The 26792-nt window shown below is 67.5% G+C and carries 24 protein-coding genes; 10 read left to right on the top strand and 14 right to left on the bottom strand.

Annotated elements, in window-relative coordinates; genetic code table 11:
- Window positions 1-74 precede the first annotated feature (74 nt).
- Complete coding sequence (locus ACQP1O_RS32745) at window positions 75-1196, bottom strand: HoxN/HupN/NixA family nickel/cobalt transporter (protein ID WP_433567874.1); 1122 nt, start codon at window positions 1194-1196, stop codon at window positions 75-77.
- A 119-nt stretch (window positions 1197-1315) separates the two neighbouring features.
- Here ACQP1O_RS32745 and ACQP1O_RS32740 point away from each other — a divergent pair, with 119 nt between their 5' ends.
- Window positions 1316-1792 (top strand): Fur family transcriptional regulator, encoded by a 477-nt coding sequence (locus ACQP1O_RS32740; RefSeq protein WP_433562235.1) that lies wholly within the window; start codon window positions 1316-1318, stop codon window positions 1790-1792.
- Window positions 1793-1835: 43 nt separating this feature from the next.
- Here the strand turns inward: ACQP1O_RS32740 and ACQP1O_RS32735 are convergent, their stop codons facing one another.
- Together ACQP1O_RS32735 and ACQP1O_RS32730 are read right to left on the bottom strand one after the other, a co-directional pair.
- Window positions 1836-2105 (bottom strand): hypothetical protein, encoded by a 270-nt coding sequence (locus ACQP1O_RS32735; RefSeq protein WP_433562234.1) that lies wholly within the window; start codon window positions 2103-2105, stop codon window positions 1836-1838.
- Between the two features lie 37 nt (window positions 2106-2142).
- On the bottom strand, window positions 2143-2526 hold the full coding sequence (locus ACQP1O_RS32730) for a hypothetical protein (RefSeq protein WP_433562233.1): 384 nt from the start codon (window positions 2524-2526) through the stop codon (window positions 2143-2145).
- 183 nt (window positions 2527-2709) lie between these two features.
- Here ACQP1O_RS32730 and ACQP1O_RS32725 point away from each other — a divergent pair, with 183 nt between their 5' ends.
- A complete protein-coding gene (locus ACQP1O_RS32725; protein WP_433562232.1) occupies window positions 2710-3627 on the top strand; it encodes a helix-turn-helix domain-containing protein in 918 nt (305 codons plus the stop codon).
- Window positions 3614-3826, top strand: a complete 213-nt coding sequence (locus ACQP1O_RS32720; protein WP_433562231.1) for a DUF397 domain-containing protein — start codon at window positions 3614-3616, stop codon at window positions 3824-3826. Before ACQP1O_RS32725 ends, ACQP1O_RS32720 begins: the two co-directional genes overlap by 14 nt.
- A 278-nt stretch (window positions 3827-4104) precedes the next feature.
- On the opposite strand, the gene ACQP1O_RS32715 is transcribed toward ACQP1O_RS32720, so the two are convergent.
- From ACQP1O_RS32715 to ACQP1O_RS32690, 6 genes are all read right to left on the bottom strand, one after another.
- Window positions 4105-4548, bottom strand: a complete 444-nt coding sequence (locus ACQP1O_RS32715) for a hypothetical protein (RefSeq protein ID WP_433562230.1) — start codon at window positions 4546-4548, stop codon at window positions 4105-4107.
- Window positions 4549-4691: 143 nt separating this feature from the next.
- Complete coding sequence (locus ACQP1O_RS32710) at window positions 4692-5081, bottom strand: peptidase inhibitor family I36 protein (RefSeq protein WP_433562229.1); 390 nt, start codon at window positions 5079-5081, stop codon at window positions 4692-4694.
- 264 nt (window positions 5082-5345) lie between these two features.
- Window positions 5346-6272, bottom strand: a complete 927-nt coding sequence (locus ACQP1O_RS32705) for a short-chain dehydrogenase/reductase (RefSeq protein ID WP_433562228.1) — start codon at window positions 6270-6272, stop codon at window positions 5346-5348.
- Window positions 6272-7771 (bottom strand): flavin-containing monooxygenase, encoded by a 1500-nt coding sequence (locus tag ACQP1O_RS32700; protein WP_433562227.1) that lies wholly within the window; start codon window positions 7769-7771, stop codon window positions 6272-6274. Before ACQP1O_RS32700 ends, ACQP1O_RS32705 begins: the two co-directional genes overlap by 1 nt.
- Window positions 7772-7786: 15 nt before the next feature.
- Window positions 7787-8842, bottom strand: a complete 1056-nt coding sequence (locus ACQP1O_RS32695; RefSeq protein ID WP_433562226.1) for a PDR/VanB family oxidoreductase — start codon at window positions 8840-8842, stop codon at window positions 7787-7789.
- Complete coding sequence (locus ACQP1O_RS32690; protein ID WP_433562225.1) at window positions 8839-9732, bottom strand: metal-dependent hydrolase; 894 nt, start codon at window positions 9730-9732, stop codon at window positions 8839-8841. Before ACQP1O_RS32690 ends, ACQP1O_RS32695 begins: the two co-directional genes overlap by 4 nt.
- A gap of 98 nt (window positions 9733-9830) precedes the next feature.
- Here ACQP1O_RS32690 and ACQP1O_RS32685 point away from each other — a divergent pair, with 98 nt between their 5' ends.
- Complete coding sequence (locus ACQP1O_RS32685) at window positions 9831-10445, top strand: TetR/AcrR family transcriptional regulator (RefSeq protein WP_433562224.1); 615 nt, start codon at window positions 9831-9833, stop codon at window positions 10443-10445.
- A 12-nt stretch (window positions 10446-10457) separates the two neighbouring features.
- On the opposite strand, the gene ACQP1O_RS32680 is transcribed toward ACQP1O_RS32685, so the two are convergent.
- A complete protein-coding gene (locus tag ACQP1O_RS32680) occupies window positions 10458-10874 on the bottom strand; it encodes a PaaI family thioesterase (protein ID WP_433562223.1) in 417 nt (138 codons plus the stop codon).
- A gap of 232 nt (window positions 10875-11106) precedes the next feature.
- On the opposite strand from ACQP1O_RS32680, the gene ACQP1O_RS32675 reads away from it, so the two are divergent.
- From ACQP1O_RS32675 to ACQP1O_RS32665, 3 genes are all read left to right on the top strand, one after another.
- Window positions 11107-14244, top strand: coding sequence for an ATP-binding protein (locus ACQP1O_RS32675; RefSeq protein ID WP_433562222.1), 3138 nt, complete (start codon window positions 11107-11109; stop codon window positions 14242-14244).
- 627 nt (window positions 14245-14871) lie between these two features.
- Entirely contained in the window at window positions 14872-15768 is an 897-nt protein-coding gene (locus ACQP1O_RS32670) for a class I SAM-dependent methyltransferase (RefSeq protein WP_433562221.1), read from the top strand.
- A 156-nt stretch (window positions 15769-15924) separates the two neighbouring features.
- On the top strand, window positions 15925-18441 hold the full coding sequence (locus ACQP1O_RS32665; RefSeq protein ID WP_433562220.1) for an FHA domain-containing protein: 2517 nt from the start codon (window positions 15925-15927) through the stop codon (window positions 18439-18441).
- A 116-nt stretch (window positions 18442-18557) separates the two neighbouring features.
- Here ACQP1O_RS32665 and ACQP1O_RS32660 read toward each other — a convergent pair whose 3' ends face one another.
- Window positions 18558-19943 (bottom strand): serine hydrolase domain-containing protein, encoded by a 1386-nt coding sequence (locus ACQP1O_RS32660; RefSeq protein ID WP_433562219.1) that lies wholly within the window; start codon window positions 19941-19943, stop codon window positions 18558-18560.
- Window positions 19944-20244: 301 nt separating this feature from the next.
- Here ACQP1O_RS32660 and ACQP1O_RS32655 point away from each other — a divergent pair, with 301 nt between their 5' ends.
- Both ACQP1O_RS32655 and ACQP1O_RS32650 read left to right on the top strand, forming a co-directional pair.
- On the top strand, window positions 20245-21282 hold the full coding sequence (locus ACQP1O_RS32655) for an alpha/beta hydrolase (RefSeq protein WP_433562218.1): 1038 nt from the start codon (window positions 20245-20247) through the stop codon (window positions 21280-21282).
- 214 nt (window positions 21283-21496) lie between these two features.
- Entirely contained in the window at window positions 21497-22522 is a 1026-nt protein-coding gene (locus tag ACQP1O_RS32650; RefSeq protein ID WP_433562217.1) for an alpha/beta hydrolase, read from the top strand.
- A 61-nt stretch (window positions 22523-22583) separates the two neighbouring features.
- On the opposite strand, the gene ACQP1O_RS32645 is transcribed toward ACQP1O_RS32650, so the two are convergent.
- The 3 genes from ACQP1O_RS32645 to ACQP1O_RS32635 all read right to left on the bottom strand — a co-directional run bounded on the left by ACQP1O_RS32645 (window position 22584) and on the right by ACQP1O_RS32635 (window position 25921).
- Complete coding sequence (locus ACQP1O_RS32645) at window positions 22584-24191, bottom strand: flavin-containing monooxygenase (protein WP_433562216.1); 1608 nt, start codon at window positions 24189-24191, stop codon at window positions 22584-22586.
- A 118-nt stretch (window positions 24192-24309) separates the two neighbouring features.
- Entirely contained in the window at window positions 24310-24675 is a 366-nt protein-coding gene (locus ACQP1O_RS32640; RefSeq protein ID WP_379378476.1) for an ArsR/SmtB family transcription factor, read from the bottom strand.
- Window positions 24676-24679: 4 nt separating this feature from the next.
- The gene (locus ACQP1O_RS32635; RefSeq protein WP_433562215.1) at window positions 24680-25921 is read right to left on the bottom strand and encodes an MFS transporter; all 1242 of its coding nucleotides are present in this window, start codon (window positions 25919-25921) and stop codon (window positions 24680-24682) included.
- Window positions 25922-26030: 109 nt separating this feature from the next.
- Between ACQP1O_RS32635 and ACQP1O_RS32630 the strand changes: the two genes are divergently transcribed.
- Entirely contained in the window at window positions 26031-26789 is a 759-nt protein-coding gene (locus ACQP1O_RS32630; protein WP_433562214.1) for a hypothetical protein, read from the top strand.
- Window positions 26790-26792 lie beyond the last annotated feature (3 nt).

Here is a 26792-nt window from a genome sequence, read left to right as displayed (position 1 = left end):
TATTTCGGAGTTACACCGTTGTTTGTGCAGTCCGCGGGAACACGGCTGCGGTGTGGTTGGTGGGCGTCAGCTGGTCAGTCGTGGTGGTCGGCTCGGGGTTGTAGTCCGGCCGTCCATTTCTCTTCGATGCGTCCAAAGCGCCAGGTGAGGATGGCGATGGCCCAGGTTGCGACGAACAGGCCGACGACGAGGTAGCCGATCAGGTTGAGGTCCAGGGCGCCGATCCAGTCGAAGAAGCCCCCGGTCCAGCCGAATTGGTCGGCGAGCAGGCCGAGAAGTTCGATGGTGCCGATGATGAGGGCGACCGCGACCGAGAGTGCCGTGATGGTGATGTTGTAGTAGACCTTGCGCACCGGTTTGGCGAAGGCCCAGCCGTAGGCGAAGTTCATGAAGCTGCCGTCGATGGTGTCGAGCAGGCTCATGCCGGCGGCGAACAGGATCGGCAGGCACAGGATCGCGTACCAGGGCAGGCCGGCGGCGGCGCTGGTGCCCGCGAGCACAAGCAGTGCGACTTCGGTGGCGGTGTCGAAGCCGAGGCCGAACAGCAGGCCGATCGGATACATCTGCCAGGGCTTGGTGACCGACTTCATCACCGGGCCGAGCAGGCGGTTGACCAGACCGCGTTGTGCAAGTTGGTTTTCCAGCGCGGCCTCGTCGAACTCACCGGTGCGCATGCGCCGGAACACGCGCAGGATGCCCACCAGCACAGCGATATTGATGATCGCGATGATGTAGAGGAACGTCCCGGACACGATCGTGCCGATCAGTCCTGTGTAGTGGTGCAGTGCCGATGAGTCGTCCTCGACCGGGCCGACGATGGCCTTCACGCCGATCGAGAGCAGCAGCGCCAGACCGAAGACGACGCTGGAGTGGCCGAGGGAGAAGAAGAATCCGACCGACAGCGGTCGTTGCCCGTCGTGCATGAGCTTGCGGGTGGTGTTGTCGATCGCGGCGATGTGGTCGGCGTCGAAGGCGTGCCGCATTCCCAGCGTGTAGGCGGTCAAGCCGACGCCGATACCCAGGGTCCGGTCGCCCAGGCTGAAATGCTGCGGAGCGACGAACGCGACCAGGGTGAACCAGCCCAGCACGTGCAAGCCGATGATGACCCCGGCCATCGCGGCCAGCCGCAGCCATTCCGGGCGGGTCAGCGCCAGTCGATCGGTGACCGCGCGAAAGGGTTTCAGGTTCAGCGACATCACGATGCCCTCTCCGCGCGAGCCGAATTCATCGAAGGTAGAACGCATCCCGCCTTGTTGCAACTGATTGGCAAGACGGGGGTTGGCGGTCGAGAGGGTCGAAACGGCAGACTGGGGCCATGGCGCGCGTTTCGCACCTCACTCACGTCCCGGCGCCGACCGGTGAGCACAACGCTCGCCATTTGCTGCGCAGCCACGGACTGCGGTGCACCGCACCACGACTGGCAGTGCTGTCGATCCTGGACGGCTCGCGCGAGCAGGGACATCTGACCGTGGCCCAGATCCAGCAGGGTCTCGCCTCGGCCGGCCACGAGGTCGACCTCACCACCGTCTACCGGACCGTGGCGACCCTGGTCGACGCGGAAGTGCTGCACGCCTTGGTCATCGATGAACGGATCACCAGTTACGGACTCACCGATATCCCGCACCATCACGCGGTGTGCACCCGGTGTGGCGCGATCGACGAGGTCCCCTCGGCGCATCTCACCGTGGCCCTGGCCGAAGCACGCAACGGCAGCCGCTTCGCCCTGCCCGACACCGGCGGACTCACCCTGCACGGACTGTGCCCGGCCTGCCAGCAGGACACCGAGGACTGACCAGGCAAGAACCGCGGTCGACCACTCGACGAGTTTTGCGGGGTCAATTCATGTTCGCGATGTGGTGTCGGATCACGTCGTCGACCGGGTGCCGGGTCGGGCCGGAGTCCGGGGGATCGGCGCCGTCGAGGATGAAGTCGAGGATGGCGGCCCGGTCGAGAGTGGCCGGGACTCGGTGTGATTCGCGCGCGCTGACGATGACCGCGTGCAGGACGATCGCGTAGATCTGGGAGCGGGGCACGGTCAATCGCCACCCGCACCGCTCACGTTCGCGCAAGCGGACCTCGACGATATCGAGAACATCTTGGATCACCTGAATCTCGACTCGGTCGTAGTCATCTCGGCTGCAGTCATCGCAGGGCATGGCGACCGCCGAGAAACAGTGCACCCCAACCGGACAGAGCGTCGCGTAGCACGGCGAGTGGTGATCTCCGCGCGGCCCTGGGGCGCGCGGCACGCGGGTCCAGCACCATGCGTCCGGCCGCGACCAGCGCGGTGCGTGCCCGCCGCCGCACCCGGCAGGTGTCCACGCCGCACCCGAGATGCAGCTGCATGGCCGTATGCGCTTGCGCGGCAGTGAGTTCGCCGGGATCCGTGTAGCACGACCACAACCCACGGATCTCATACCCGCCGCGGATAGGTTCGGCGTTAATGCGGTTGGAGTCGGCTACTTTCCGCTCACCTTCGATGCGGTCGATGATCGCACGCACCGACCATTGGTTGCTGCTCGACATCTCGCTGCCCTCCCTGCTGCCGTTGTGGTTCCAGCACACCACCGGCGATGCAGGGGATACAGTGATATCGGGTACCCGGTCCGAAGTCGTCCAAAGCTCCATAAACCAACCCGTAAATCCTGTGGACCGCATCCGATTTCGTGCTCCGATCGACCCGATTTCACGTTGTGATGGGACGTCGACATGACCAGTGCGTACGAAGACGACACCGAGAACACTCCGAGTTCGACTCTGCCGAGGCGGCAATTAGGTCGGTTTCTACGCGAATGGCGCGAAGCCAATGGCTTTACCATCGCGACCGCCGCGAAGCTGGTCGATTTGTCCGCGTCGGCTCTGCAGCGTATCGAGGCAGGCCAGACCCAGAAGGTGCGTAAGCAAGACGTGCGTGCACTGTGTGAGGTCTACGGGGTCGGCTCCGGCGATGCCGCTGCCGCAGCCGATTTGGCAGCCGTGGCCAGATTGCAGGGCTGGTATCACGCGTATGGCGGGCTGTATTCGGAGGCGTTCAACATGTATGTGGGACTCGAAGCAGCTGCGCGGCGACTGACCACCTACCATGAACACATTCCCGGTCTGCTGCAGACGGCTGACTACGCCCGCGCCATCATCGGTGCGTATCCAGGATTCGCCGATTCCGCCGACGTCGACCGCCGAGTCGAACATAGATTGAGGCGACAGGCGATCGTTACCCGCAAGACCAATCCTGTTGTCCTGGAGGTGTTGCTGCACGAGTCGGCGCTGCACCGGATGATCGGCAACCGGCAGACCATGGCCGCCCAGTTGCGCCACCTGGCCGAAGTATCGAAGCTGGACAACCTTACGGTGCGAATTCACCCGTTCGCGGCAGGGATGACCTGGGGAATGCCGCGAGGGTCGTTCACGGTCTTGGAGTTCGACACTGACTCGAGGCATGAACCAGTAGAACCGCCCGTCGTGTATATCGAGGGCGGGCCGACCCAGGACGTGTACCTGGAAAAACCCGACGAAGTGCGACTCTATAGTGAGCTTGCGTCAGCGATTCGAAGCTCGGCACTGGACGATGGACCCACCCGGGAGTTGGTACGCCGGGTGACGAAGGAGTATGAGCGTGAGCAGCATTGATCCCTTCGAGCCCAAGTGGTTCAAAAGCAGCTACAGCGGCAGTCAAGGTGATTGCGTCGAGGTCGCGCACCTGGACGGCGGCATGGTGGGTGTCCGCGATTCCAAGAATCCGACCGGTCCAGCTCTGGTCTTCGGGCCGGGTGAGTGGGATGCCTTCACGTCCGGTGTGGTCGACGGGAAGTTCGGTCATCCGGCCTGACCTGTATCGCTCTGGTGCTGAGGTGACAGGCCAAGTAGATCATCGGGTTTCGGCCCGAGGCTCCGCGATCCGATGACGCTCGTCACCGTAGCGACACCATGCGGGCGCGTGGCCGTGCGTGATGTCGGTTGTGCGGATCATGGCGTGGCGGAGCTGGATTCGTTGACAACCCGAGGCGCCTTCGAAGGTCCGGCCCGCTCACCGTCGGAAACGAGGGAGCGGGCGCCTGCCGATTCTTCCTGCCGGGCCGGGGGTTCCGGGTCGGCCGAATCCGTCGGCTAGCCGGAGATGCTGGGGAGCGGGCAGCCGAAGCTGCCGGTGGGGCCGGCTGCGCCGACCTGGACGGTCAACGGTGTCAGCGGCATGGGGGTGTTGAAGCTGAAACCGGCTGTGGCGGTGAGGATGTGCTGGCCCGGGGTGGCCGGTGTCCACGAGACTTCGGCCGGGTTTCCGAGCAGGCTGGTGCCTACCTTGCCGGTTCCGATGCTGGCTCCGTTGTCGTAGAAGGTGACGGGCATCGCGTTGAATGAACTACTGCCGCCACCGATCAGGTCGCCGCTGGTCAGCGTGTAGCTGCATCCGGCCTGCGGGTTCGAGCCCTTCAGCGTCACATCGCCGATGCCGCCGGCCGCGGCGTCCGGAGCCGCGGCCAGCAGCAGCGCGCCCGTGCCCGCGACCGCCGTCACGGCGAGTTTCGCGCGGCGCACCCGGAGTGTTGTCATGGCGTCCCTTTCACTACGCGATGTCCGCGCGGTCACGAACATCCAGCACGGTCCGTGGCCGCGCCGAGGTAGTGAAATTAACACGCTTCAGAATTGGCCGAGCCTGATTCGCACAGGTCGGTCCGGCCGCGCGAAGTGCTCGGTCAGTCGCAGAGCTGGACTGCGTCGGTCTTCTTGTCTGCAAAGTGGGAGAGGGTGCCTCGCTCGCTGTCCTGGATGACCGCGAGGGTTTCCCAGTGGTCGCCCATCCAGTTGAGGAGGGTGACCTGCTTGCCGGTCCGGTTCCAGTACGAGGTGAGCAGATCGCCCTTGCCGGCATTCCCGATGTCGTGGAGGAAGCAGTCGGAGTTGGCCTGGACAACCAGGTTTCCGGTGCCGTCGCGACCCTCCCATCCGCAGAACAGGCCACCGGGGCAGTCGTAGGCGTAGGCGTGCGCGGGGGTCGCGGCGACCAGGGATGTGGCGGTGAGCGCGCCGAAAGTCAAGGCGACGGCGGCGACGGGCGCGAGACGCGCGGTGTTCGAGCGGGACACTTTTTCCTCCTCTGGCGGGACACCCAACTGGGGGTGCTGCCGGGAAGCGTATGGAAGGTGGGCGGTTCCGGACGTCCGCCGAACTACTCACCGCGCCTACTCATTCGACGTGGGTGGCCGCGAGCCTGTGGTCTCGACCGTGCCATCGATATCGGCATCGGCACCTGTCTCGTCCTGTATTCGCCGGAGCTGCTAGGGAATTGAATCCGGCGAGTCAGAAGGCGGCATGACGTGACCGATATCGGCGGCCAGGGTGATGTGAGATCAGTGATGGGCCCCCGCGCGCCGCCTGTTCATGGGGGTTGCCGCTGGTGCGGGCGGCTTCTCGAGACTGCGGCGCTCGACTTCCCGCAGCAGCGCGTGGACTCGCGGATCGCGGGCCAGGCGGGAATCCAGCACCGTATTGATCACGCCGCGCAGCAGCGAGTACGGCATCCAGGCCAGCGGTGAAATAGCTTGCGGTGCACGGTGTTCGATGGCGTCGGCAATGGTGCGCGCGGCCTGCTCGGCGGTGATGCGGGTGCTCAGCGGCCACGGCAGCAGCGCCTCGATGCGGCGACCGAGCTCGTCCCGGTCGAGGGTCGAGTGGGTCATCTCGGTGTCGACGATCCCGAAATAGGCGACGCCCGCGGACGCCCCGTGCGGCCCCAGCTCGACCCGCAGCGCCCGGCCGAGCTGTTCGACCGCCGCCTTGCTGATCATGTACGGCGCGCCGCCCATCCCCGGAGCGAAAGCGGCGCACGAGGACACGACCTCGACATGCCCGCGCGCGGTGATGATGTGGTCCAGCGCCGGGTGCACGGTGTTGAACACACCGGTGAGGTTGATGCCGATGACCCGGTCGAACTCGGCCGGATCCATGGTCCGCAGCGTCGCCGGTGGCGGCACCACGCCCGCGTTCGCCACCACGATGTCGAGATGCCCGAAGTAGGCGACCACCTGCGGAATCGCCTCGGCCATGGCGGCCCGGTCGGAGACATCCGCGATCACCGGCAGCGCCCGATCACCCAGGGCGGCGGCCAGCGAGGTGGCGGCCCGGGCATCGACATCGACGATGGCGACCGACGCGCCCCGCCGGTACAGCGCCCCGGCGAGTTCGCGGCCGATACCCTGACCGGCCCCGGTGATGAGGGCGACCCGGCCCTCGGGACGGAAGGGGCCGGGACCGGGGAGACAGCGCGGAGTGGACATCAGCGGCTCATTTCGTAGGAGTCGGCGTCGAAACGCCGGGTGCGCCGGCGGTATTCGAAGCTCCAGTTGGGGTACAGGCCGGCATTGCGGCCGTCGGTGGTGGTGTAGTAGCTCTGGCAGCCGCCGGTCAGCCACACGGTGTCGGCGCTGCGGCGGTCCATCTCGTCGAGGAAGTCGTCCTGCACCTCGGGACGCAGCTCGATGCGGTCGATTCCCCTGTCGCGCATGGTCTTCACCGCATCCACGATGTAGGCGATCTGGGATTCGATCATGTAGACGGCCGATTGGTTCCCGGCCGCACCGAACGGCCCCAGTGTGCAGAAGAAGTTGGGGAATCCGGCGACGGCCGCCCCGAGATAGCTTTGCGGCTCGTGGTGATACAGGTCGGCGATGGACTGCCCGTGACGTCCGATATAGCGGTGATACGCCGACGGAATCGAGGTGAAGCCGGTGCCGAAGATGATGGTGTCGACCGCGTGCTCGGTGCCGTCGCGCAGCACGATCGAATGCGGGCGCACCTCGGCGATGCCGTCGGTGACGACCTCGACATTCGGTTGATCCAGCGCGGGCAGATAGGCATCGGAGAAGATGGCGCGTTTGCATCCGATGACGTAGTCCGGGGTCAGGGTCCTGCGCAGCGCGGAATCGCGCACCTGCCGTAGCAGTTGCAACCGGCCCAGTGCCTCGTACGGATGCCGGAACCGCTTGTCCACCAGTGAGATCAGGCCGAATCCCTCGATGGCTGCGTACCAGCCGCCGCGGATCGCCTTCTGGGCGAGTGGAATCCGACGTAGGAGCGTCCGTTCCAGACCCAGTGTGCGCCGATCCATCCGCGGCACGATCCACGGCGCGGACCGCTGGAACAGCAGCAGCCGGTCCACCACCGGCTGGATCTCCGGCACGAACTGCACCGCCGACGCGCCCGTCCCGATCACGGCCACCCGCTCGCCGGTCAGATCATGGTCGTGATCCCAGTGCAGCGAATGGAAAGCCTTGCCCGCGAACCGATCCAGTCCCGGAAGCTCGGGATACTTGGCCTCCGCGAAGATGCCCGCGGCGGAAATCAGGACATCGGTGGTGAGCGCACCCAGACTGGTCTCCACCCGCCACCGCGAGTGCGTCTCATCCCAGCGGGCGTCCAGCAGTTCGGCGCCGAATCGGATGTGCCGCACCACATCATGGTCCGTGGCGACCTGGCGCAGATACTCCAGGATTTCCGCCTGCCGCCCATAGGTCCGCGACCAGTCCGGATTCGGCGCGAACGAATAACTGTAGAGCTGTGAGGGGACATCGCACGCGCACCCGGGATAGGTGTTGGCCCGCCAGGTCCCGCCCAGATCCTCGGCCCGCTCGAGAATCACCAGGTCCTCGAACCCGGCTTCGCGCAGTTTGATCGCCAGGCCGATGCCCCCGAATCCCGCCCCGACGACGGCGATCCCGACATGTTCGGCCGGTAACGAATCGGATTCGGCCACAGCTGTTTCCGTATCAATCGACATGAGTGTTCCCCGCGTTCAGAGATCGAGCACGAGCGCGTCACCGCAGGCGCGGGACACGCAGAGCAGCATCCGGTTCTCCCGCTCGGCCGCGGTGAGCAGCCGGTCGCGGTGGTCCACGTCGCCCGCGCGGACCCCGACCTTGCAGGTGCCGCAGAAGCCCTGGCGGCAGGAGTAGTTCACATCGGGCAGCACCCGGCGCACCGCGGTCAGCGCCGTCTCCTCTGCGCCGACCCGGACCGTTCTGCCGCTGCGGGCCAGGGTGATGTCGAAGGCCCGGCCGTCCACCACGGGCGGCGCCGAAAAACGTTCCGTGTGCAGCGATCCCGTCGGATCCAGCGTGAACCGGCAGCGCTGCGCCGCCGCCAGCATGGCGGGCGGACCGCACACGTACACGGCCGCACCGGGTTCCGCGCTCGCGATGATCGCGGCGACATCGGGCGGTCCGGCCTCGTCGTCGGGCCGTACCTCCGCGTCGGGCAGCTCGTCGAGGAACGGCATCGTCGCCCGCGACCGTCCCGCGTACACCAGTCGCCCGCGCGACCCCGCGGCCCGCACCATCGGCAGGATCGGGGTGATGCCGATCCCGCCCGCCAGGAACAGATACGACGGCGCGTCCACCAGCGTGAAAGCATTGCGCGGCCCGCGAATTCGCATGCGGTCACCGACCCACAGCGACTCGTGCAGCTCGCGCGATCCGCCTTCGCCGTCCGGGATCAGCCGCACCGCGATCCGGTACCGCGCCCGATCTTGTGGATCCCCGCACAGCGAGTACTGCCGTTGCCGCCCCGACGGCAGGAAGACGTCCACGTGCGCCCCGGGCCGCCAGCTCGGCAGGTCCCGCCCGTCCGGGGCCCGCAGTGTCACCGTGAGCACATCGGGTGCGGGCCGCTCCAGCCGCTCCACGACGGTGGCCAACTCGAAACCGCTGCGGCGCACCGGATTCGACGGCGACAGCACCGATGCGGCGCGCCCGCTCACGAACACGCGCTTGTAGGCGTCCATCATCCCGCCCAGCACCCGCAGGGTCGCGGGCGTCGCCCGTGCTGGAACGGGCACTGCCTCCGCGCTCATTCGGCCGCCGCCCGGGCCGCCGGGGAATGTGCCAGATACCGCAGCGCCACATCCATCGGACCCAGTTGCGACGGATGGAATCCCGGTCGCAGATACCGCGGAATCTCGGTGAAGAACACCGTCCAGCTGGGAATCACGCCGCGCCGCGTCGCGCTCAGGAACTGCCGAGCCCAGAACCGACCCTTCCGCGGCGACGGATCCTTCCGATACAGATATCCGGCCGAAATGATGAACAGCGGCAGCAGTGTCGCGCTGGCCAGAACCGCGGTGCGCGCCTTTCGCAGATACCCGCCGTCGAGATACATGTACGCGTCGTAGACCACGCTGCGGTGCTCGACCTCCTCGGCCCCGTGCCAGCGCACCAGGTCCAGCATGGCCGGATGCATGCCCTCGGCCTCCAGAATGTCGGCATTGAGCAGCCACTCGCCGATGACGGCCGTGTAGTGCTCCATACCGGCGAACAGGCCCAGCCGCTCCTTGAGCCACTGCTCCCGGGCCCGGCCGCTCAGTCCGTGATCGCCGAGAATCCGATCGACCAGCCAGGCGATGGCATCGACATAGGAGTCGACGTCCAGCCCGAGGGACTGCAGGTGCCGGCGCGCCGCCTCGTGACTGCTGGCGTGCATGGACTCCTGCCCGATGAACCCGGTCACCTCCTCCCGCAGCCGCTCGTCGTGGATGTGGGGGAGGGCCTCCGCCAGTGTCTGCGCCATGGCCCGTTCGCCCTCCGGCAGCACCAGGTGCATGACATCGACAATGTGGGTTGCCAGGACTTCGCCCGGAATGTAGTGCAGCGGAACGGAATCGAAATCGAACCGCACGTCGCGGGCGGAGATGGCGTGCGCCTCGTCGCGGTAGTGGCGCTGCGTCGCGCCAGCCTTGTCAGCCATGACCGAACCGTACAGCGCAACAAATCTCATTGCAATGTTGCAGCTACAATTTGTTCTGGATTGTTGCATCGAGGGTGGCGCCTGCTAGCGTGGATCCGGTGACGACCGCGTCGAAAAACCCGCTGACCCGCACGGATGCTGCCGATGACATCGAGACGCGCATCCTCGACGCGGCACTCGTGCAATTCCAGAAGGTCGGGGTCAAGAAGACGACGATCGAGGATGTCGCCAAGCAGGCCGGGGTCGACCGGGTGACCGTCTACCGCCGGCTCGGCTCCCGCGACGACCTGGTGCAGGCCGTCGTCAGCCGCGAGGTCGGCAACCTGCTGGCCGAACTGTCGAGCATGCCGGACCGGCACGACGACCTACCCGGACTGGTTGCCGACGTCTTCGTCACCGTCATCACCCGCTGGCGGGCGCATCCGCTGGTGGAGCGGCTGCTCGCGGTCGAGCCTGACCGAATCCTGGTGAAACTCACCGTCGAAGGCGCGACCACCTTCGCCATGTCCGTCGCGGCCACCGTCCAGATCCTGGAGCGGGCCGCCGCCCAGGGCCTGTTCGAGGCCCCGGCCGATCTGGCCGCGCGCACCGAAATCGGCTGCCGCATAGTGCATTCGCTGATTCTCGTCGGCGGCGGCGCGGCCACCCTCGAAACCCCGGAAGAGCTGGGGGAGTTCGCGCGCACGTATCTGGTGCCGATCCTCGTCGGGTAGGTGGTCGCCCGACTACAGCACCGCCTGGGTCTGGGTCACCTTGGCGACGAGTTTGCCGGCGTCGTCCCGGATTTCGGTCTCCACCACGACGAAGCTGCGCCCGGCGTGCAGCGGACGGGCCGTGGCGGTGGCGTGACCCGAGCGCAGGGCCCGCAGGAAGTTCGTCTTCGACTCCACCGTGGTCGTCCCCTGCCTGCCCGCCGGCAGATTCAGGAAGGCGCACACCGCGGCGGTGGCGTCGGCCAGCGACATGAGCGCGCCGCCGTGCATCGATCCGCCCAGGGTGCACAGGTTCTCGCGCCACTCCAGGCGGCTGCGCACCAGCTCCGGGCCGCACTCGAGGACCTGGACGCCCAGGCCCTCGGTGAACGGCATGGTGGCGAACAGCTGGGCGCCCGTCGGGGCGGTGGCGATCTCGATGTCGGTCATGAGATCGACTGTGCCCGACGCCGGGCCGCGAGTCGATTACCTTACGGGTAATGGGATGCTGCGTATGCCAGCGTGACAACTGATTTCGTGACGGTCGGGGTAACTCGCCGGGTACGTCCGAAATTGGTTCGCTACCCAACCGCCACCACGGGTGCGCAACAGACAGCGGCTCTCAGCTGTCCGCTGAAGGCTCGGAGAGGCGGAGGAGAGAGGCGGAGGAGTGCAGGTCGGTGTGCTGGGGCCCGTTCGGGTCCATGCGGAGGACGGGACGCCGGTGGAGATCCCCGGCGTGCGAGTGCGGATGCTGCTCGCTCGGCTGGCTCTGGAATCGGGGCGGGACGTGCCGGCGACCGCGCTCATCGACGGACTCTGGGGAGAGGAGCCGCCGGCCGAGGCGGCCGGCGCGTTGCAGGCCGCGGTGTCCCGGCTGCGGAAGGCATTGCGCGGCGTGGGAACGGTCGAATTCGGAACCGGCGGCTACCGGCTGCCCGGGGTGGCGGTGGACGCCGATCGGTTCGAGGACCTGGTGCGACAGGGCCGTCAGGAGCTGGCCGCCGGGCGGGCGGAAGCGGCCACCCGCCGGCTGGGCGAGGCTCTCGCGCTGTGGCGTGGACCCGCGCTCGGCGATGTGCAGGACGCACCGTTCGCCCAAGCCGCCGCGACCAGGCTGGACGATCTGCGGGCCGCGGCGGTCGAGGACCGGTTCGAGGCCGAGCTGCGGCTGGGCCGGTACGCCGATGTGCTCACCGATCTCGAGATCGCCGGAGGGGACAATCCGCTCAGCGAGCGGCTGGCCGCGCTGCGCATGCGGGCGTTGGCGGCGGCGGGACGGCAGTCGGACGCGCTGGCCGTGTACGAGGAGATGCGGGAGCGGCTGGACGAGGAACTCGGCATCGACCCGGGGGCCACCTTGCGGGACACGCATCTCGCGCTGCTCCGGGGCGAGCTCGAGATCCCTGCTCCGCGTAGGGAACCCGTGACCCGGGCGCTGCCCGTTCGCCTGACCGGATTCATCGGGCGCGAGGCGGAACTCACGGAACTGGCCGGGCTGCTGGCGGATTCGCGGCTGGTCACCATTGTCGGACCCGGCGGAGCGGGCAAGACCCGGCTCGCGCTGGAAGCCATGGACCGGCAGGCCACCGGTGCGGTGTTCTTCGTACCGCTGGCCGAACTGGGTGCACCCGACCAGCTCGCGGACGCGGTGGCCGGGGCGCTCGACAGCGACTCCGCCGAGCGGCCGGACAAGACCGCCCGGCTGACCGAACTACTGGACGTCGGGCCCGCTGTGCTGGTGCTCGACAACTGCGAGCACGTCATCGCGGCCGCGGCGGCCCTCGCCGAACAGCTGCTGGATCGGTTGCCGCAGCTGCGCGTACTGGCCACCAGCCGGGAACCCTTGGCCATCACCGGTGAGGCGCTGTGCCACCTCGGACCGCTCGGTGTTCCGGTCGAGACAGCGGATCCCGTTGTGGCCCAGAGTGCACCGGCTGTGCGGCTGTTCGCGGATCGCGCCGCCGCCATCCGATCCGGCTTCATCCTCGACGACGCCACTGTCGCTCCCGTCGTGGAGATCTGCCGCCAACTCGACGGCCTCCCACTGGCGCTGGAACTCGCCGCCGCCAAACTGCGCGCCATGAGTGTCGACCAGGTCGCCCGGCGGCTCGGCGACCGCTTCCGGTTGCTCACCTCCGGCAGCCGCACCGCCCTGCCCCGGCAACGCACCCTGCTCGCCCTGGTGGAATGGAGCTGGGACCTCCTCGACGAACCCGAAAAGATCCTGGCCCGAAGGCTTTCCGCCTTCCCGGGCGGCACCACCGCCGAGGCCGTCGAAGCCATCTGCGCCGACGGCGACCTCCCCATCGAGGACATCCTCTACCTCCTCGACGCCCTGGTCGAGAAATCCCTCGTCACCGTCACCCCCGACGACCCGCCGCGCTACCGCATGCTCGAAACCATCCGCGCCTACGCCGCCGACCAGCTCACCCGCTCATCCGACGACCTGACCCCGCTCTTCACCGACTACTACCTCACTCTCGCCGAACAGGCCGAACCCCACCTTCGGGGCACCGAACAGCTCACCGCCATTGCCCTTTTCGACGCCGAACACGCCAACCTCGCTGCGGCACTGCGTACCTCCCTCGGCACCCGCCCCGATCCGGACACGGCGATGCGGCTCGTGCGGGCCATGTTCTGGTACTGGGGAATCCGGGGGATGAGCAGTCAGTTCGAGAGCTCGCTCGATGCGGTGCTGCGGTTCGGGGACGAGCTCCCGGCGGCCGCGCGGGCCGCCTTCCGGGTGATCGCGCTGATGGCAGGTTCGCCGCCCGCCGGGAGCTCGCTGACCGGGCTCATCGAGGACTGCGTGCAGGCCGGAGGACTGGAATTCCATGCGGCAGTACCGCTGTGGACGGCGCTCCTGGCGGCGCGCGCCGACGACGAGAAGCTGGCCGAACAGCAGCTCGAACAGGCGCTGACCTGGCCGGACCCGTGGGTGCGGGCCAGCGCGCAGCTCGCCCGCGACATCGCCCTGACGGGGCAGGGGCGTCTGCACGAGGGGGCCGCCGCGCGACGGGAAGCCCTGCGCGGCTTCGAAATCGTCGGCGACCGCTGGGGGCTGGGCATGGCGCTCCTCGCCGTCGGCCGCGCCCACTCGCTGCAGGGCGACCACGACCAGGCCCGCGCCGCCTACGCCCGCGCCGTCACCCTCGCCTCCGAACTCGGCACCGAGGACGACATCGTCGCGGCCCGCACCGCCCTCGCCGACGAACGCATGCGCGGCGGCGAACTCGCCGAAGCCGCCCGCGACATCGACGCCGCCCAGCGCCTCGCCGCCGACCAGGGCTTCTCCCGCCTCTCCGCCGTCATCCTCCTCACCAGCGCCGAATTACACCGCCGCACCGGCGATATCGCCCGCTCGGACCAAGACCTCGACCAACTCGAGCACCGCCTCCGCCATCTGCCCTATCCAGAAGCCATGGCCGCCAACCACATAACGGTCGCCCGCCTGCGCAACCGCCTCAGCGAAGGCTCGCCCGCCGCGGCCCGCGCCCTCCTACCCCGCGCCATCGAAGGCGCTTTCATCTACGGCGACTCCGCCGCCACCGCCCAGGCCCAAGCCCATGCCGCCGAACTCCTGGCGAAACTCCGCCTCCTGGAAGACAACCCGTCCGCGGCCGCCACCGCTCTCGGCCTCAGCCAGGTAATCCGCGGCACCGCAGACCACGGCGAACCCGAACTCACCACCCTGACCGCCACCCTCACAAATCGCCTGGGCGACACCGAATACCACCGCGCCTACCACCTCGGCGCAGACCTCCCCCGACCAGAGGCCCTGGCCCGACTCGCGACAGAGGCCACCCCTGCCCCGTAATCGAAACCAAGAAGTCGACCCGCGACTCTCCAAGCGCTGGACGCTGTGCTCTGATCATCAGGACTCGCCGCGACATATGGGACTTGAAACCGGGATCTCCAGGGATCCGCCCCCTCGACGAATTACCTCTTGCGGCATCGGGAAATTGGTAGAGACGTAACCGATAATCTCCATCCGGGTGGCGTCAGTATTTACCAGGACGAGTATCTGCCCCGCCATCCGGGTCTGAACGGGAGTCCGCGCGCCTCGTCGCAGAGGGAAAGCTTGTCCTGCCCGCCGTCCGGGTCTTCAAGGCTGCGGACTTCCCCGGTGCACTCGCGTACCTCGGAAAGAACGGCAAAGTCCTCGTGGACTTCAACCCGCATCGCGCGTGAGCGCCGACGGGCCCGGCACGATCGAGGGCGAGCACCATGACCACACGCAGCACCATCGGCATTCTCGGAGCAGGAAATATCGGCCGGCAGGACGTCGGCTGACGCGCCGGTCATCCCGGTCGACTCGGCTGGGGTGCGATAACCGGTCGGTTGCCGGGAGGTTCTGTATGGGAGCAGAATCGACCGGGCAAGATCCGGGGCGTTCGCTCCGGTCGAGATAGCTCAGGCGATCGATGACACCGATGGGGTGATCTTGATGCGAACGGACGGGGACAGCTGGGACATCGTGACGAGCGTGGGGCTGACCGCCTTGGGCGTTGCCACGTTTCGGGCACTCGAGACGATCGATCCCGAGCCGATGATCCGCGACGACTACGCGGCGTGGTTCGTCGAGGCGGCGGGCGAACCGCATTTCACGCAGATGCTGGAGGACCCGGCGTCCGTGGGCAACATGACGCGGTTCGGGCGGTTCATGGGTGTCCGGACGAGGTTCTTCGACGAGTTCTTCGCCGCGGCGTGGCAGCGGGGTGTGCGGCAGGCGGTGATCCTCGCATCCGGTCTGGATGTGCGGGCATACCGGCTGGATTGGCCCGCGGGCACGGTCGTCTTCGAGATCGATCAGCCCCGGGTGCTGGAGTTCAAGGACCAGGTTCTCGCCGACCACGATGCCGTGGCCAAAGCCGATCGGCGCGTGGTCGCGGTCGATCTGCGCGACGATTGGCCCGCTGCGCTCACCGCCGCGGGATTCGATCCGGAGCGGCCGACGGCGTGGTCGGCCGAGGGGCTGTTGCCGTTCCTCCCGGGTTCGGCACACGACGCGTTGTTCGAACGCATCGACGCCCTGTCCGCGTCCGGCAGCAGCGTGGCCACCGACGACTTCGGCCGCGGCCTGGACCCGCAACGCTTCGCCGATGCGGAGGAAAAGTTCTTCGGCAGCAACCCCTTCGGCAACCTGGTCGTGAGCGACCTCTGGTACGACGATGCCCGCGCTGTTCCCGGCGACTGGCTGGCGCGGCACGGCTGGTCGGTCCAGAGCAACGCCCCAGTCGACCTCGCCGCCGCCTACGGCCACCCGATCACCGACATGCCCGACGAGCTACTCGACCTCATGCAGCAGGCGCACTACGTGAGCGCCGAAAAGCGCCGGTGAACCCGCATGTAACAAAATTCGGTACATGAAACAAATTGAGAAATATTCGGCTTCGATCTTGCGTCATGTTCTATCGGATCAGCATTTCAAATCCCGTCGGTATTTCTTGGTCCGGGCTCGGTCGTATGGCCGTTGAGCGGCTACGCTGCGGATTCCGTGAACTCGAACGGGATTGCCTCTCATCGCCGCGAAAGTTCGGCACGGTCGTATACTCCCGTTATGGCGGATGAGCGGTCCTCCACGGAATTCCCCGAGTCGCCCATTCTTGTGGTGCAGACGCGAGAACACCTCTATCGGCTGCGCGCCGGGGGTGCATACAACATCGGCCGCGATCCGACCGCCGACATTGTTGTCACCGATCCGCGTGTTTCCGCCTTGCATGCCGTGCTGGAGCGGGGGTCGGACGGTTGGGAAATCGAGGACGCGCACAGCCTGAACGGCACCTTTTTCGACGGTCACCGCGTCGAGCGGATGCTGATCGACCACGACGAGACCTTCAACCTGGGGCATGCCAAAGACGGTGCGCGGCTGTCCTGCTCGTTGGAAGCATCACCCGAGCCCGAGCCCGATGACGATTCCGGCGGGGACACGATGGTCGTCCCGAATCCTGGCTATGACTTGGACGATGAAGTCACGGTCACCAAGTACGAGCCGGGCCTGCCCCGGCGAGTGTCGAGGTCGTCGCCTCCGGCCGCCCGCCCCAGCGCGGTGGTACAGATCCTCTCGGGCATGCTCCGGATCGGGCGCGCCGCCGACAACGACATCGTCGTGCCCGACCTCATGGTCTCTCGCCATCACGCCGAACTACAGGTGATCGCCGAAGGCAAATATCGAGTCGTCGACCTCGACAGCCACAACGGCACCTACGTCAACGGCCACCGGATCGAGACCGCGGACCTGTCCGAATACGACTTGATCGGCATGGGGCACACCAACTACCGGCTCGTCGGCGACGAACTGCGCGAGTCCGTCGACACCGGAGACATCTCGGTCTCGGTCCAGAACCTCATCGTGCGGACACCGGAAGGCAAGGTGCTCCTCGACGAGGTGAGCTTCCCCATTGCGCAGCGCTCACTCGTCGGGGTCATCGGACCCAGCGGAGCGGGCAAGTCGACGCTGTTGGGCGCGGTCACCGGGCTGCGGCCCGCGACCGAGGGGACCGTCCGCTACGACGGACGCGACCTGTACACCGATTACGAAGAACTGAGACACCGGATCGGGTTGGTTCCGCAGGAGGACATCCTGCACAAAGAGCTCCCGACGCGACGTGCCCTGCTGTATGCGGCCGAGCTGCGCTTCCCCGGTGACACACGCAGCGAGGAGCGCGAGCAGCGAGTCGACGAAGTCCTCGACGAACTCGGCTTGTCGCGGCATGCCGACACCCGCATCGATCGGCTCTCCGGCGGGCAACGCAAACGGGTGAGCGTCGCATTGGAACTGCTGACCAAACCGTCGCTGCTGTTCCTCGACGAACCAACCTCCGGCCTGGACCCCGGCCTCGACAAGACGGTCATGGAAATGCTGTCGGAACTCGCCCACGACGGGCGGACCGTCATCGTCGTCACCCACAGCGTGGCGAATCTCGATTCCTGTGACCGCCTGCTGGTTCTGGTGCCCGGCGGCAAGCTGGCCTATTACGGACCGCCTTCAGAGGGGTTACAGGAGTTCGGGCAGCGCACCTGGGCCGAGGTGTTCCAGGCATTCGACCGGGAGGAGGACCGCGACTGGGCCGGTGAGTTCCGGAACTCCCCGCGCTTCGAGAACTACGTCGCTGTCGGGTTGACCAACGACATCGGACCGGCGGAAGTACACACACCGGCGCCGCCGCCCGCGCCGCAGTCCAAACTCAGCCAGCTCAGCACGCTGTGCCGGCGGTATCTGGCGGTAATCGCCTCGGACCGCAGCTATCTGGCGTTGCTCGGCGTGATGCCGCTGCTGCTGGGCGGTTTGATCGCCGCGGTGCCGGCGGGCGCCGGCTTCACCGGGGCGCCGGGAACCAACACCGATGCCTCCACCAAGCTCATGCTCCTGATTTTCGGCGCCTGCTTCGTCGGCACCGGCAATGCGATTCGCGAGATCGTCAAGGAACAGACGATCTACCGCAGAGAACGCGCGGCAGGACTGTCGGCAGGGGTCTATTTGATGTCGAAACTGCTGGTCCTGGGTGTGATCACCATCCTTCAGACGGCGGTGTTGTTCTTGATCGGCACGATCGGTACGAGTTTCCCGCCGACGGGGATATTCACCTCGGTCCAGCTGGAGTTGATCTTGGCGATGGCGATGCTGGGTATCGCGTCGCTGGCGTTGGGCTTGCTGGTGTCCGCCTCGGTGAACACCTCGGAAAAGACACTGCCGCTGCTGATCGTGCTGTCGATGGCACAACTGGTGCTCACCGGCGGGCTGGTGCGGCTTCCCGGCACGCCCGTTCTGCAACAGCTGTCCTACCTGTCGCCGTCCCGTTGGGGCTACGGCGCCGCAGCGGCGAGCATCGACCTCGACACCCTCTCGCCACACCAAGGCGGGCCCGACCCGCTGTGGAAGCACACCCTCGGCACATGGCTGCTCGATATGGGAGTCGTCGCCGGTCTGGCGGCGATCTTCCTCCTGCTGGCCTGGTATCGCCTGCACCAGATGCGGCCCCGGCGGCGCGGCGCCCGCCCCGCGCAGATTTGAGCCTGCTCAACTGCTCGTCATTCCCCACGCCTGTACCTCCGCGCTGACCGAAGCGGTCAGCGCGGAAGCTCTGCCTTCTCATGCGGCTGCAGGGCCGCGGTCACTTTGCGGGTCGGTCAGGAGACTCGGGTGAAGACGCGGCCGGCGAGGTCGATGGCGGTGATGTCGCCGTTGGTGTCGCGGGTGAAGTAGCCGCGCTGGCCCTTGAAGGAGCCGTCGGTGATGACGTATTCGTCGCTGTCGGGGAAGAGGCCGAAGGGGAAGGGCGGGTGGTCCTGGGGGATCTCGGCGCCGGCGGCGGCGCGGATCTCGGGCTTGACCTTGCAGTCGAGGTAGAGCTGGTCGCCGTCGGCGTAGCAGGTCATGGTCATGGCGTCGATGTCGTAGACGCCGAACAGTTCCGGGGCGCGCGCGGCGTCGAAGGGGGCCGGCTCGGGATCCTTGTCGACGACGCCCAGGTAGTGCTCCAGGGCCCAGCGGATGATGGCCTGGTTGGCGGGGATGCCGTCGGGGCTGGCGTTGGAGAGCACGACCACCGCGAAATCGCGTTCGGGAACCAGCTGGAAGTTGGCGAACTGGCCGAAGCCGGAACCGTCGTGGCCGACCGTGCGGACCCCGTCCACATCGCGCAGCATCCAGCACAGGCCGAAGGCGTCGGCCAGGGTGCTGGCCCGCAGCTCGACGGTCGGCTGCTGCATCCGGTGCATCAGCTCCGCCGGCAGCACCGGCACGCCGCTCTCGGTGCGGCCGTCCCCGAGGTGGAATCGGCTCCAGCGCAACAGATCCGACACCGTGGAGCCGAGCCCGCCGCCCGGGTTGTTGGCGCGGCTGCCTTTCCACGTCCGCGACACCTCGAGCTCACCGTCCTGCCGCCGTTCGTGCCCGGTGGCGAAGCGGCGGGTCATGACATCGCCCTGGAAGTAGAAGCTCTCGGCCAGCCCCACCGGCTCCAGAACCGTGTCGGCGACGACCTTTTCGAACGACTCCCCGGTCACCTTCTCGATGACGCGGCCCAGCAGATTGAAGCCCGCCTGGCTGTAGGACGCCCGCTCGCCGGGCGCGCCGATCAGCGGCAGCTCGGCCAGCGTGGCCACGAGGGCGGCCAGCCCGTCCGCACCGTCGCCGGTGTCGTTGATGATGTTCCACTCCAGCCCGGCGGTGTGGTTGAGCAACTGCCGCACGGTGATCGTCGCCGCGGACTTCTCGTCGATGAGCTCCAGCTCCGGCACATAGGTGCGCACCGGCGCGTCCAGCTCCACCCGGCCCGCCGCGACCAGCCGCATCAGGGCGGTGGTGGTGAAGGTCTTGCTGGTCGAGCCGATCGCGAAGATCGTGTGCTCGGTGATCGGCACCGGGTTCTCGGTGCTGGTCACACCGACATTGGCGTGGATCTCCCGCCCGTCCACCCAGATACCGACGGCCATGCCGGGCATCCCGTACTCGGCGGCGGTGGCCGCGACGAACTCGGTGAGGGCGGAATCGGTGTGCGCGTTCTTCGACATCGTGGTGCCTTTCGGTGGTGGCCGTTCGTGCGTGTCCATGACGATGCCGACCCGCGCTGACAGCTCACCGACAGTGCGCTGACCGCCGTTCGTCAGTGGCGTGGATCCCGGTCAGCGGCGGCCGTGAGTGAAGTCACCCGAACCGATTTCCGGCTCCGACCGGCGGTCTCTTCACCCTCTCAGGCGCAGCTCAGCTTCGAGTCAGCAATTGCTAAGAGGCTGTGGGCAACGTGGGGGTCTGATTCGTGGCACCTGCACAAACAACTAGTCGAACCAGAGAAAAACTGCCGAAGGAGAAAGCGTGCGTTCAACGAAGACCTGGGGCAGCGTGGCATTGGCCTTGGCCGCAACCGTTCTGCTACCGGTGGCCGCGGGTGCCGCCTCCGCCGACCCGGGGACCTCGCTGAACTCCGCGGGCACCTCCGCCGGCGGTTCACGCATCGCCTCCACCAAGGCCACCGACGAGCGCACCCTGACGCTGCAGGTCTATTCGGCCGCCATGGACAAGAACATCGAGGTCGATGTGCAGCGCGCCGCCGACACCTCGGCGCCCACTCCGGTGCTGTACCTGCTCAACGGCGCGGGCGGCGGCACCGACTCCGCGACCTGGCAGAAGCAGACCGACGTCCTGAACTTCCTGTCCGACAAGAACGTCAACGTGGTGCAGCCGGTCGGCGGCGGATTCAGCTACTACACCGACTGGCGCGAACCGGATCCCACACTGGGCGTGAACAAGTGGAAGACCTTCCTCACCGAGGAACTGCCGCCGCTCATCGACCAGGCGCTGAACACCAACGGCCGCAATGCCATTGCCGGTCTGTCCATGGCCGGCACCTCGGTGCTGCAGCTGCCCATCGCCGCGCCCGGCCTCTACCAGTCGGTGGCCGCCTACAGCGGTTGCGCCCAGATCAGCGATCCGCTCGGCTACAGCATGGTCAATACCGTGGTCGCCGCGGGCGGCGGCGACAGCGCGAACATGTACGGCCCGGGGCGCGATCCCATGTGGGCCGCCAACGATCCCTACGTGCACGCCGACCAGCTGCGCGGCCTGAACCTGTTCATTTCCAGCGGTTCCGGCCTGCCGGGCCAGTGGGACACCCTCGGCGGCACGCACACCCTGCCCGGCGCGGGCGGCTGGGCGAACCAGGTGGCCCTGGGCGGCACGCTCGAGGCCGCCACCAACTACTGCACCCACAACCTGAAGACCAAGCTCGACGGCCTCGGCATTCCGGCCACCTACGACCTCACGCCCACCGGCACCCACTCGTGGGGGTACTGGCAGGACGCGCTGAAGAAGTCGTGGCCGGTCCTGGCTGCCGGTCTGGGCCTACCGGCCTGACCGGCAAAACGACGAAACCGGCACGCCTTCAGGGGAAGCGAGCCGGTTTCGTCTTGTGTCCCGGTGCGGTCACGAGGCGGGGAATCGCACCCTGACCCGCGACCCGGAACCATACCCTCGGAGGAAGTTCAGTTCCGGGCCAGCATTTCCGACGCCGCTCGGCACGCTGAAGTGCTGACTCCGAAACACCCGGGTACCCGCCGGAGGAGACAGCGTGCGTTCGAGAAACTTCTTCGGCAGCTCGGTCCTGGCCTTGGCCGCAACCGTTCTCCTACCGCTGGCGGCGGGCATCACCGCCGCCGACCCGGGCACCTCGCCGAACGCCGCCGACGGCTCCCACATCACTTCCCTCGGGGCCACCGACGGCCGAATCCAGCGGATGCGGGTCTATTCGGCCGCCATGGACAAGACCATCGATCTCGATGTGCAGCGCGCCGCCGACACCACACAACCCGCCCCGGTCCTGTATCTGCTCAATGGCTCGGGCGGCGGCGTCGACGAGGTGACCTGGCAGACCAAGACCGATGTGCTGGACTTCCTGGCCGGCAAGAACGTGACCGTGGTGGAACCGATCGGCGGTGGTTTCACCTACTACACCGACTGGCGTGAGCCCGATCCCATACTGGGCGTGAACAAGTGGAAGACCTTCCTCACCGAGGAGCTGCCACCGCTCATCGACCGGGCGCTGAACACCAACGGCCGCAACGCGATTGCCGGTCTGTCCATGGCGGGCACCTCGGCGCTCCAGCTGCCGATCGCCGCACCCGGGCTGTATCGGGCGGTGGCGGCCTACAGTGGCTGCGCCCAGATCAGTGACCCCCTCGGCCACTACTTCGTCGATACCGTGGTCGCGAAGGGTGGCGGTGACACCAGGAACATGTACGGCCCCGAAGGCGATCCCGAGTGGGCCGCCAACGATCCCTACGTGCACGCCGACCGGCTGCGCGGGCTGAAGCTGTTCATTTCCAGCGGTTCCGGACTGCCCGGCCGGTGGGATCTCCCCGGTGGCCCGTTCACCCTGCCCGGCACCGACGGCTGGATCAATCAGTTGACCCTCGGTGGCGGACTCGAGGCCGCCGCCGACCTCTGTAGCCGCAATCTCGTGGTGAAACTCGACCGGCTCGGCATCCCGGCCACCGTCGACTTCACGCTCACCGGCACTCACTCGTGGGGGTACTGGCAGGACGCGGTGAAGCGATCCTGGCCGGTGCTGGCGGCCGGCCTGGGGCTGCCCGCCTGAGGGGAAACGACGAAACCGGCTCGCCCCCAAGGGAAGCGAGCCGGAGTCGTGGTGCCGGTGATCAGGCGGTGAGCTCGAAGCTCGGGTACCCGTTGCCGCGCTCGTCGTCGCAGTAGCGGCGGTAGTTGCCGAAACCGCCGATGTAGGGCATGAATACGCGCTTCTTGCCCTCGATGTTCGCGCCCATGTACCAGGAATTGGCCTTCACGAACAGCGTGCCCTCGGCGACCTCGAGCAGGTGATCGGTCCACTTGACCGCCGCCTCCGCGCGGGCCTCGGCCTTGCGGATCCCGTTGGCGCGGCAGTGCTCCACCAGCGCCAGCACCCAGTCCAGCTGCTGCTCGGAGTGCAGCACCATGTTCGCCATCACCGACGGGGTGCCGACACTGTTGATGCTGAACATGTTCGGGAAGCCGGGGATGCCGAAGCCCAGGTAGGTGACCGGTCCGTCGGCCCACAGCTCACCGAGGCGAGCATCCTGCGCGCCGTGCATGTCGATCCGCAGCAGCGCACCCGTCATGGCGTCGAAACCCGTTGCGTAGACCAGCGCGTCGAGTTCGATGAACTTGTCGGCGGTGCGGATGCCGGTCGGGGTGACCTCCTCGATGGCCTCGCGGCGCAGGTTCACCAGCGACACGTTCGGCCGGTTGAACATCTCGTAGTAGCCGGAGTCGGTGCAGATGCGCTTGGTGCCGATGGGGTGGTCGTAGGGGATGAGGTCGTCGGCCACCGCCTGGTCGTCCACCTTGGCGCGGATCTTGGCGACCGCGAACTCGCGCACCAGCTCATTAGCGGCCAGATCGCTGTTCTGGTCGGGGAAGACCTTGTTGAACAGCACGCCGCCGCCGTCCCAGCGGTCCTGCATGGCCTGCTCGCGGTCCGCGGCGGTCAGGTCCAGGGCCTTGGTCTCCAGCGAGCGGTGCGGGGTGGCGGCCGGTGCGTAGTAGGAGTTCTCGCGCCGCTGCCGGTAGGTGGCGCGGATCTCGCCCTGCTCCTCGTCGGTCCACGGCCGGTTGGGCACCGGGACGCTGAAGTTGGCCGAACGCTGGAAGACGGTGAGCGCCTCGGCCTCCCGCGCGATGATCGGCGCGACCTGGATGCCGGAGGAGCCGGTGCCGATGACGCCGACCCGCTTGCCCTCGAAGGACACGCCCTGCTCCGGCCACTGCGCGGTGAAAAGCTCCTCGCCCGCGAAGGTTTCGATGCCGGGAATGTTCGGCTTGATCGGCGCGGACAGGCAGCCGGTGGCGAAAACCACGAACTGCGAGCGGAATTCGTCGCCGGCCTCGGTGCGCAGCGTCCAGACGGCCGCCTCGTCGTCGAAGCGGGCGCCGACGACGCGCTGACCGAACCGGTAGCGCTGCTTCAGCTCGAAGCGGTCCGCCACATGGTTGATGTAGGCGAGGATCTCCGGCTGGGCGGCGAAACGCTCGGTCCAGGTCCAGCTCTGCTGCAGGTCCTCGTCGAACGAGTAGGAGTAGTCGACGCTCTCCACGTCGCAGCGCGCACCCGGATAGCGGTTCCAGAACCAGGTGCCGCCGACACCCTCGCCCGCCTCCAGGCCGAGCACGTTCAATCCGGCCTTCGCCGCCTGGTGGACGCCATAGAGTCCGGCGAATCCGGCACCGATGATGATCACATCGAATGGGCTGCCCTGCTCGGGATGCATGCGCGACCTCTCACTATTCGTCTCGAGATATTTCGAATAGGCATATCGTCACGGCGCATGCGGGCACTCGGCGATACCACGTCCCACTGACCAGGAGCCGAGTCCCGGGAAATGCTCGCTATTCGTGGGAAGGTTCGCCGGTCACGATGTGATCGGCGTGGTTCAAACCCTCGCGGACCAGGCGGGCCAGGTGGCCGTCGCGGATGCGGTAGATGATGCGGCGGCCCTCGCGGCGGGTGTCGACCAGGCCGCTGAAGCGGAGTTTGGCCAGATGCTGGCTGACCGCCGTGCGGGAGGCGCCACAGGCCTCGGTGAGAGCGGTGACATCGGCCTCGTCGGAGGCGAGGATCCAGAGGATGTGCAGGCGGGTCGGATCCGACAGCATGCGGAAGGTGGCGGTGGCCACGTCCAGATGGGGCTGATCCGGACGGACCGGGTGGATGAGGCTGGGCGCCGCAGGTGCCGGTTCGGTCTCCTCGCTCACCAGTTCACCTTCCTGCCGCCGCCGTCACCGCCTCGGGGCCCGTCGGCACGTGTGCGGGCCAGGCGCGGGCCGCCGTCGTAGCTGCCAGTGTAGCGACGGCGGCCAGCACGATAGCCGTGGTCGGCAGGCCCGCCAGCGCGCCCAGCTTGCCCGCGACCGGGTAGGTCATCAGGAAGCACGCGTGCGAGAGGGAGAACTGCGCGGTGAAAACGGCTGTGCGGGTTTCGGGTTCGGACTGGGCGCGCAGCAGGCGGGCGGACGGGGTGTTGATCATCGAGGTCCCCGCGCCCAGCAACACCCAGGTCACCGCCAGCACGAGCGCACCGGCCCCACGAGGGAGCAGGGTCGGCAGCGACGCCGCGATCAGGCCCAGTGGCAGCAGGACACAGCCGGTCATCATGAAACTGCGGTCAGGCACCCGCGCCAGCAATCGCGGGGTCGACAGCGCCACCGCCATGGAGCCGAATCCGAAGCAGCCCAGCGCCAATGCCACCGCGGTATTGCAGCCGCCCAGCTGATCCCGCACGTACACAACGGTATTCACGATCACCAGCGCGGTGGCCGCGGCCACCACCATGTTCATGGCCAGCAGCCCGCGCAGCACCGGCCGGTTCATCATGATCCGGGCGCCCTCGGTGATGCGCCGCGGCAGCGGGGCGGACCGCTCGGGCGCGGCGAGCCGGGGCAGCCGGGTGGTCACCACCAGCAGCGCCGAGGCCACGAAACCGGCCGCGGTACCCACGAACAGCGAGTGATAGCTGATGACCGTCAGCAGCGCGGCCGCCAGCACCGGGCTCAGTAGCGATTCCATGTCGTAGGCCAGCCGCGACAGCGACAGCCCGCGGGTGTAGCCCTCCTCGTCGACCAGGATCGAGGGGATCAGCGACTGGAACGCCGGAGTGAAGGTGGCCGAGGCCGACTGCAGCAGCGCGATCAGCACGTAAATCTGCCAGGTGTGCGTGACGAACGGCAGCATGAGCGCGATCCCCGCGCGCACCGCGTCCGCCGACACCAGTACCAGCTTCCGGGGCAGCCGCAGGGTGAGCGCCGAGATCACCGGCGCGACGGCCACATACGCCACCATCTTGATGGCCAGGGCAGTGCCCAGCACCGCGCCCGCCTGGCCCCCGGCCACCTCGTAGGCGAGCAGGCCCAGGGCCACGGTGAGCAGTCCGGTGCCGATCAGGGCGACGACCTGGGCGGTGAACAGCTTGCGGAACCGGGGATCGCGGAGCACGTCGAGCACACAGCCACTATAAGCCCATATGTGCGCAGTTGTGCACATGATGTCGGATATATGTGCGGTCGGCCTCGCTTGGTCCGATTGCCCCGCATTCGTCGCTATCCTCCCTTCCATGGGGAGGAATCTCGTGGCCGGTGTCCTGGCTGCCGCCACGCTCACGCTGGCCGCGTGCGCACAACACCCCGCCACCGCACCCATGGCCGGCAACCTCGCCCCGCACACCAGCGATCACGTCGTCCCCGGTCCGGTCACCCCCGTCTCCGACCTCCCGCCCTGCGGAGATATCGCCTCGGCCGCCACGCCTCCCGACTGCTACCTGCAATCCCACGACGCCGCCGGGCTGACCTTCGAAGTGCGGCACCGCGGTACGGGACAGCAGGGGTCGGTCGCCATCACCGTGCTGGACCCCGTCGGCGCACAGCTGCAGACCTTCACCGAACAGGCCGTCGGCACCACCGAGCCACGACTGCGCGACCTCGACAACGACGGCCGCGACGAGCTGATCATCCCGATCATGCTGGCCAGCGCCAACACTCGCTACGTCATCTACCACGCGGGCGGCGACGGGCAGCTCCGGCGCGCGGGCGAACTCGCGGGCATCGGCATCGACACCTCCGCGGCCGGCTACACCGTCGTGACCGCCCGCGACAGCTACGAACTCTGGAACATCGAATTCTGGACCTTCGACGCCGAGAAACTGCAACCCCTGGTCACCGCCGAGGTCCGGCTCCTCGACGACGGCACCGGGCACGTCGGCGGTAGCGAGTGCACGGTGATCGACAGCGGCGGGTTGAACCGCACCGGGCTCACCCCGGACCAGGCCACCGGTCAGTTCTGCGCCGAACCAACCGTGCTTCGGGTGAGGCGCTGACGC

Source organism: Nocardia sp. CA-151230 (assembly GCF_050942175.1).
Taxonomy (GTDB): domain Bacteria; phylum Actinomycetota; class Actinomycetes; order Mycobacteriales; family Mycobacteriaceae; genus Nocardia.
The sequence above is the reverse complement of the archived record's forward strand: the minus strand, read 5'-3'. Positions and strand labels throughout refer to the sequence as shown.

Bases quoted from the DNA above. Each gene is read 5' to 3' on its own strand.
- ACQP1O_RS32745 (WP_433567874.1), bottom strand. From the start codon at position 1,196: ATGTCGCTGAACCTGAAACCCTTTCGCGCGGTCACCGATCGACTGGCG.
- ACQP1O_RS32740 (WP_433562235.1), top strand. From the start codon at position 1,316: ATGGCGCGCGTTTCGCACCTCACTCACGTCCCGGCGCCGACCGGTGAG.
- ACQP1O_RS32730 (WP_433562233.1), bottom strand. From the start codon at position 2,526: ATGTCGAGCAGCAACCAATGGTCGGTGCGTGCGATCATCGACCGCATC.
- ACQP1O_RS32725 (WP_433562232.1), top strand. From the start codon at position 2,710: ATGACCAGTGCGTACGAAGACGACACCGAGAACACTCCGAGTTCGACT.
- ACQP1O_RS32715 (WP_433562230.1), bottom strand. From the start codon at position 4,548: ATGACAACACTCCGGGTGCGCCGCGCGAAACTCGCCGTGACGGCGGTC.
- ACQP1O_RS32705 (WP_433562228.1), bottom strand. From the start codon at position 6,272: ATGTCCACTCCGCGCTGTCTCCCCGGTCCCGGCCCCTTCCGTCCCGAG.
- ACQP1O_RS32700 (WP_433562227.1), bottom strand. From the start codon at position 7,771: ATGTCGATTGATACGGAAACAGCTGTGGCCGAATCCGATTCGTTACCG.
- ACQP1O_RS32695 (WP_433562226.1), bottom strand. From the start codon at position 8,842: ATGAGCGCGGAGGCAGTGCCCGTTCCAGCACGGGCGACGCCCGCGACC.
- ACQP1O_RS32690 (WP_433562225.1), bottom strand. From the start codon at position 9,732: ATGGCTGACAAGGCTGGCGCGACGCAGCGCCACTACCGCGACGAGGCG.
- ACQP1O_RS32680 (WP_433562223.1), bottom strand. From the start codon at position 10,874: ATGACCGACATCGAGATCGCCACCGCCCCGACGGGCGCCCAGCTGTTC.
- ACQP1O_RS32660 (WP_433562219.1), bottom strand. From the start codon at position 19,943: ATGTCGAAGAACGCGCACACCGATTCCGCCCTCACCGAGTTCGTCGCG.
- ACQP1O_RS32645 (WP_433562216.1), bottom strand. From the start codon at position 24,191: ATGCATCCCGAGCAGGGCAGCCCATTCGATGTGATCATCATCGGTGCC.
- ACQP1O_RS32630 (WP_433562214.1), top strand. From the start codon at position 26,031: ATGGGGAGGAATCTCGTGGCCGGTGTCCTGGCTGCCGCCACGCTCACG.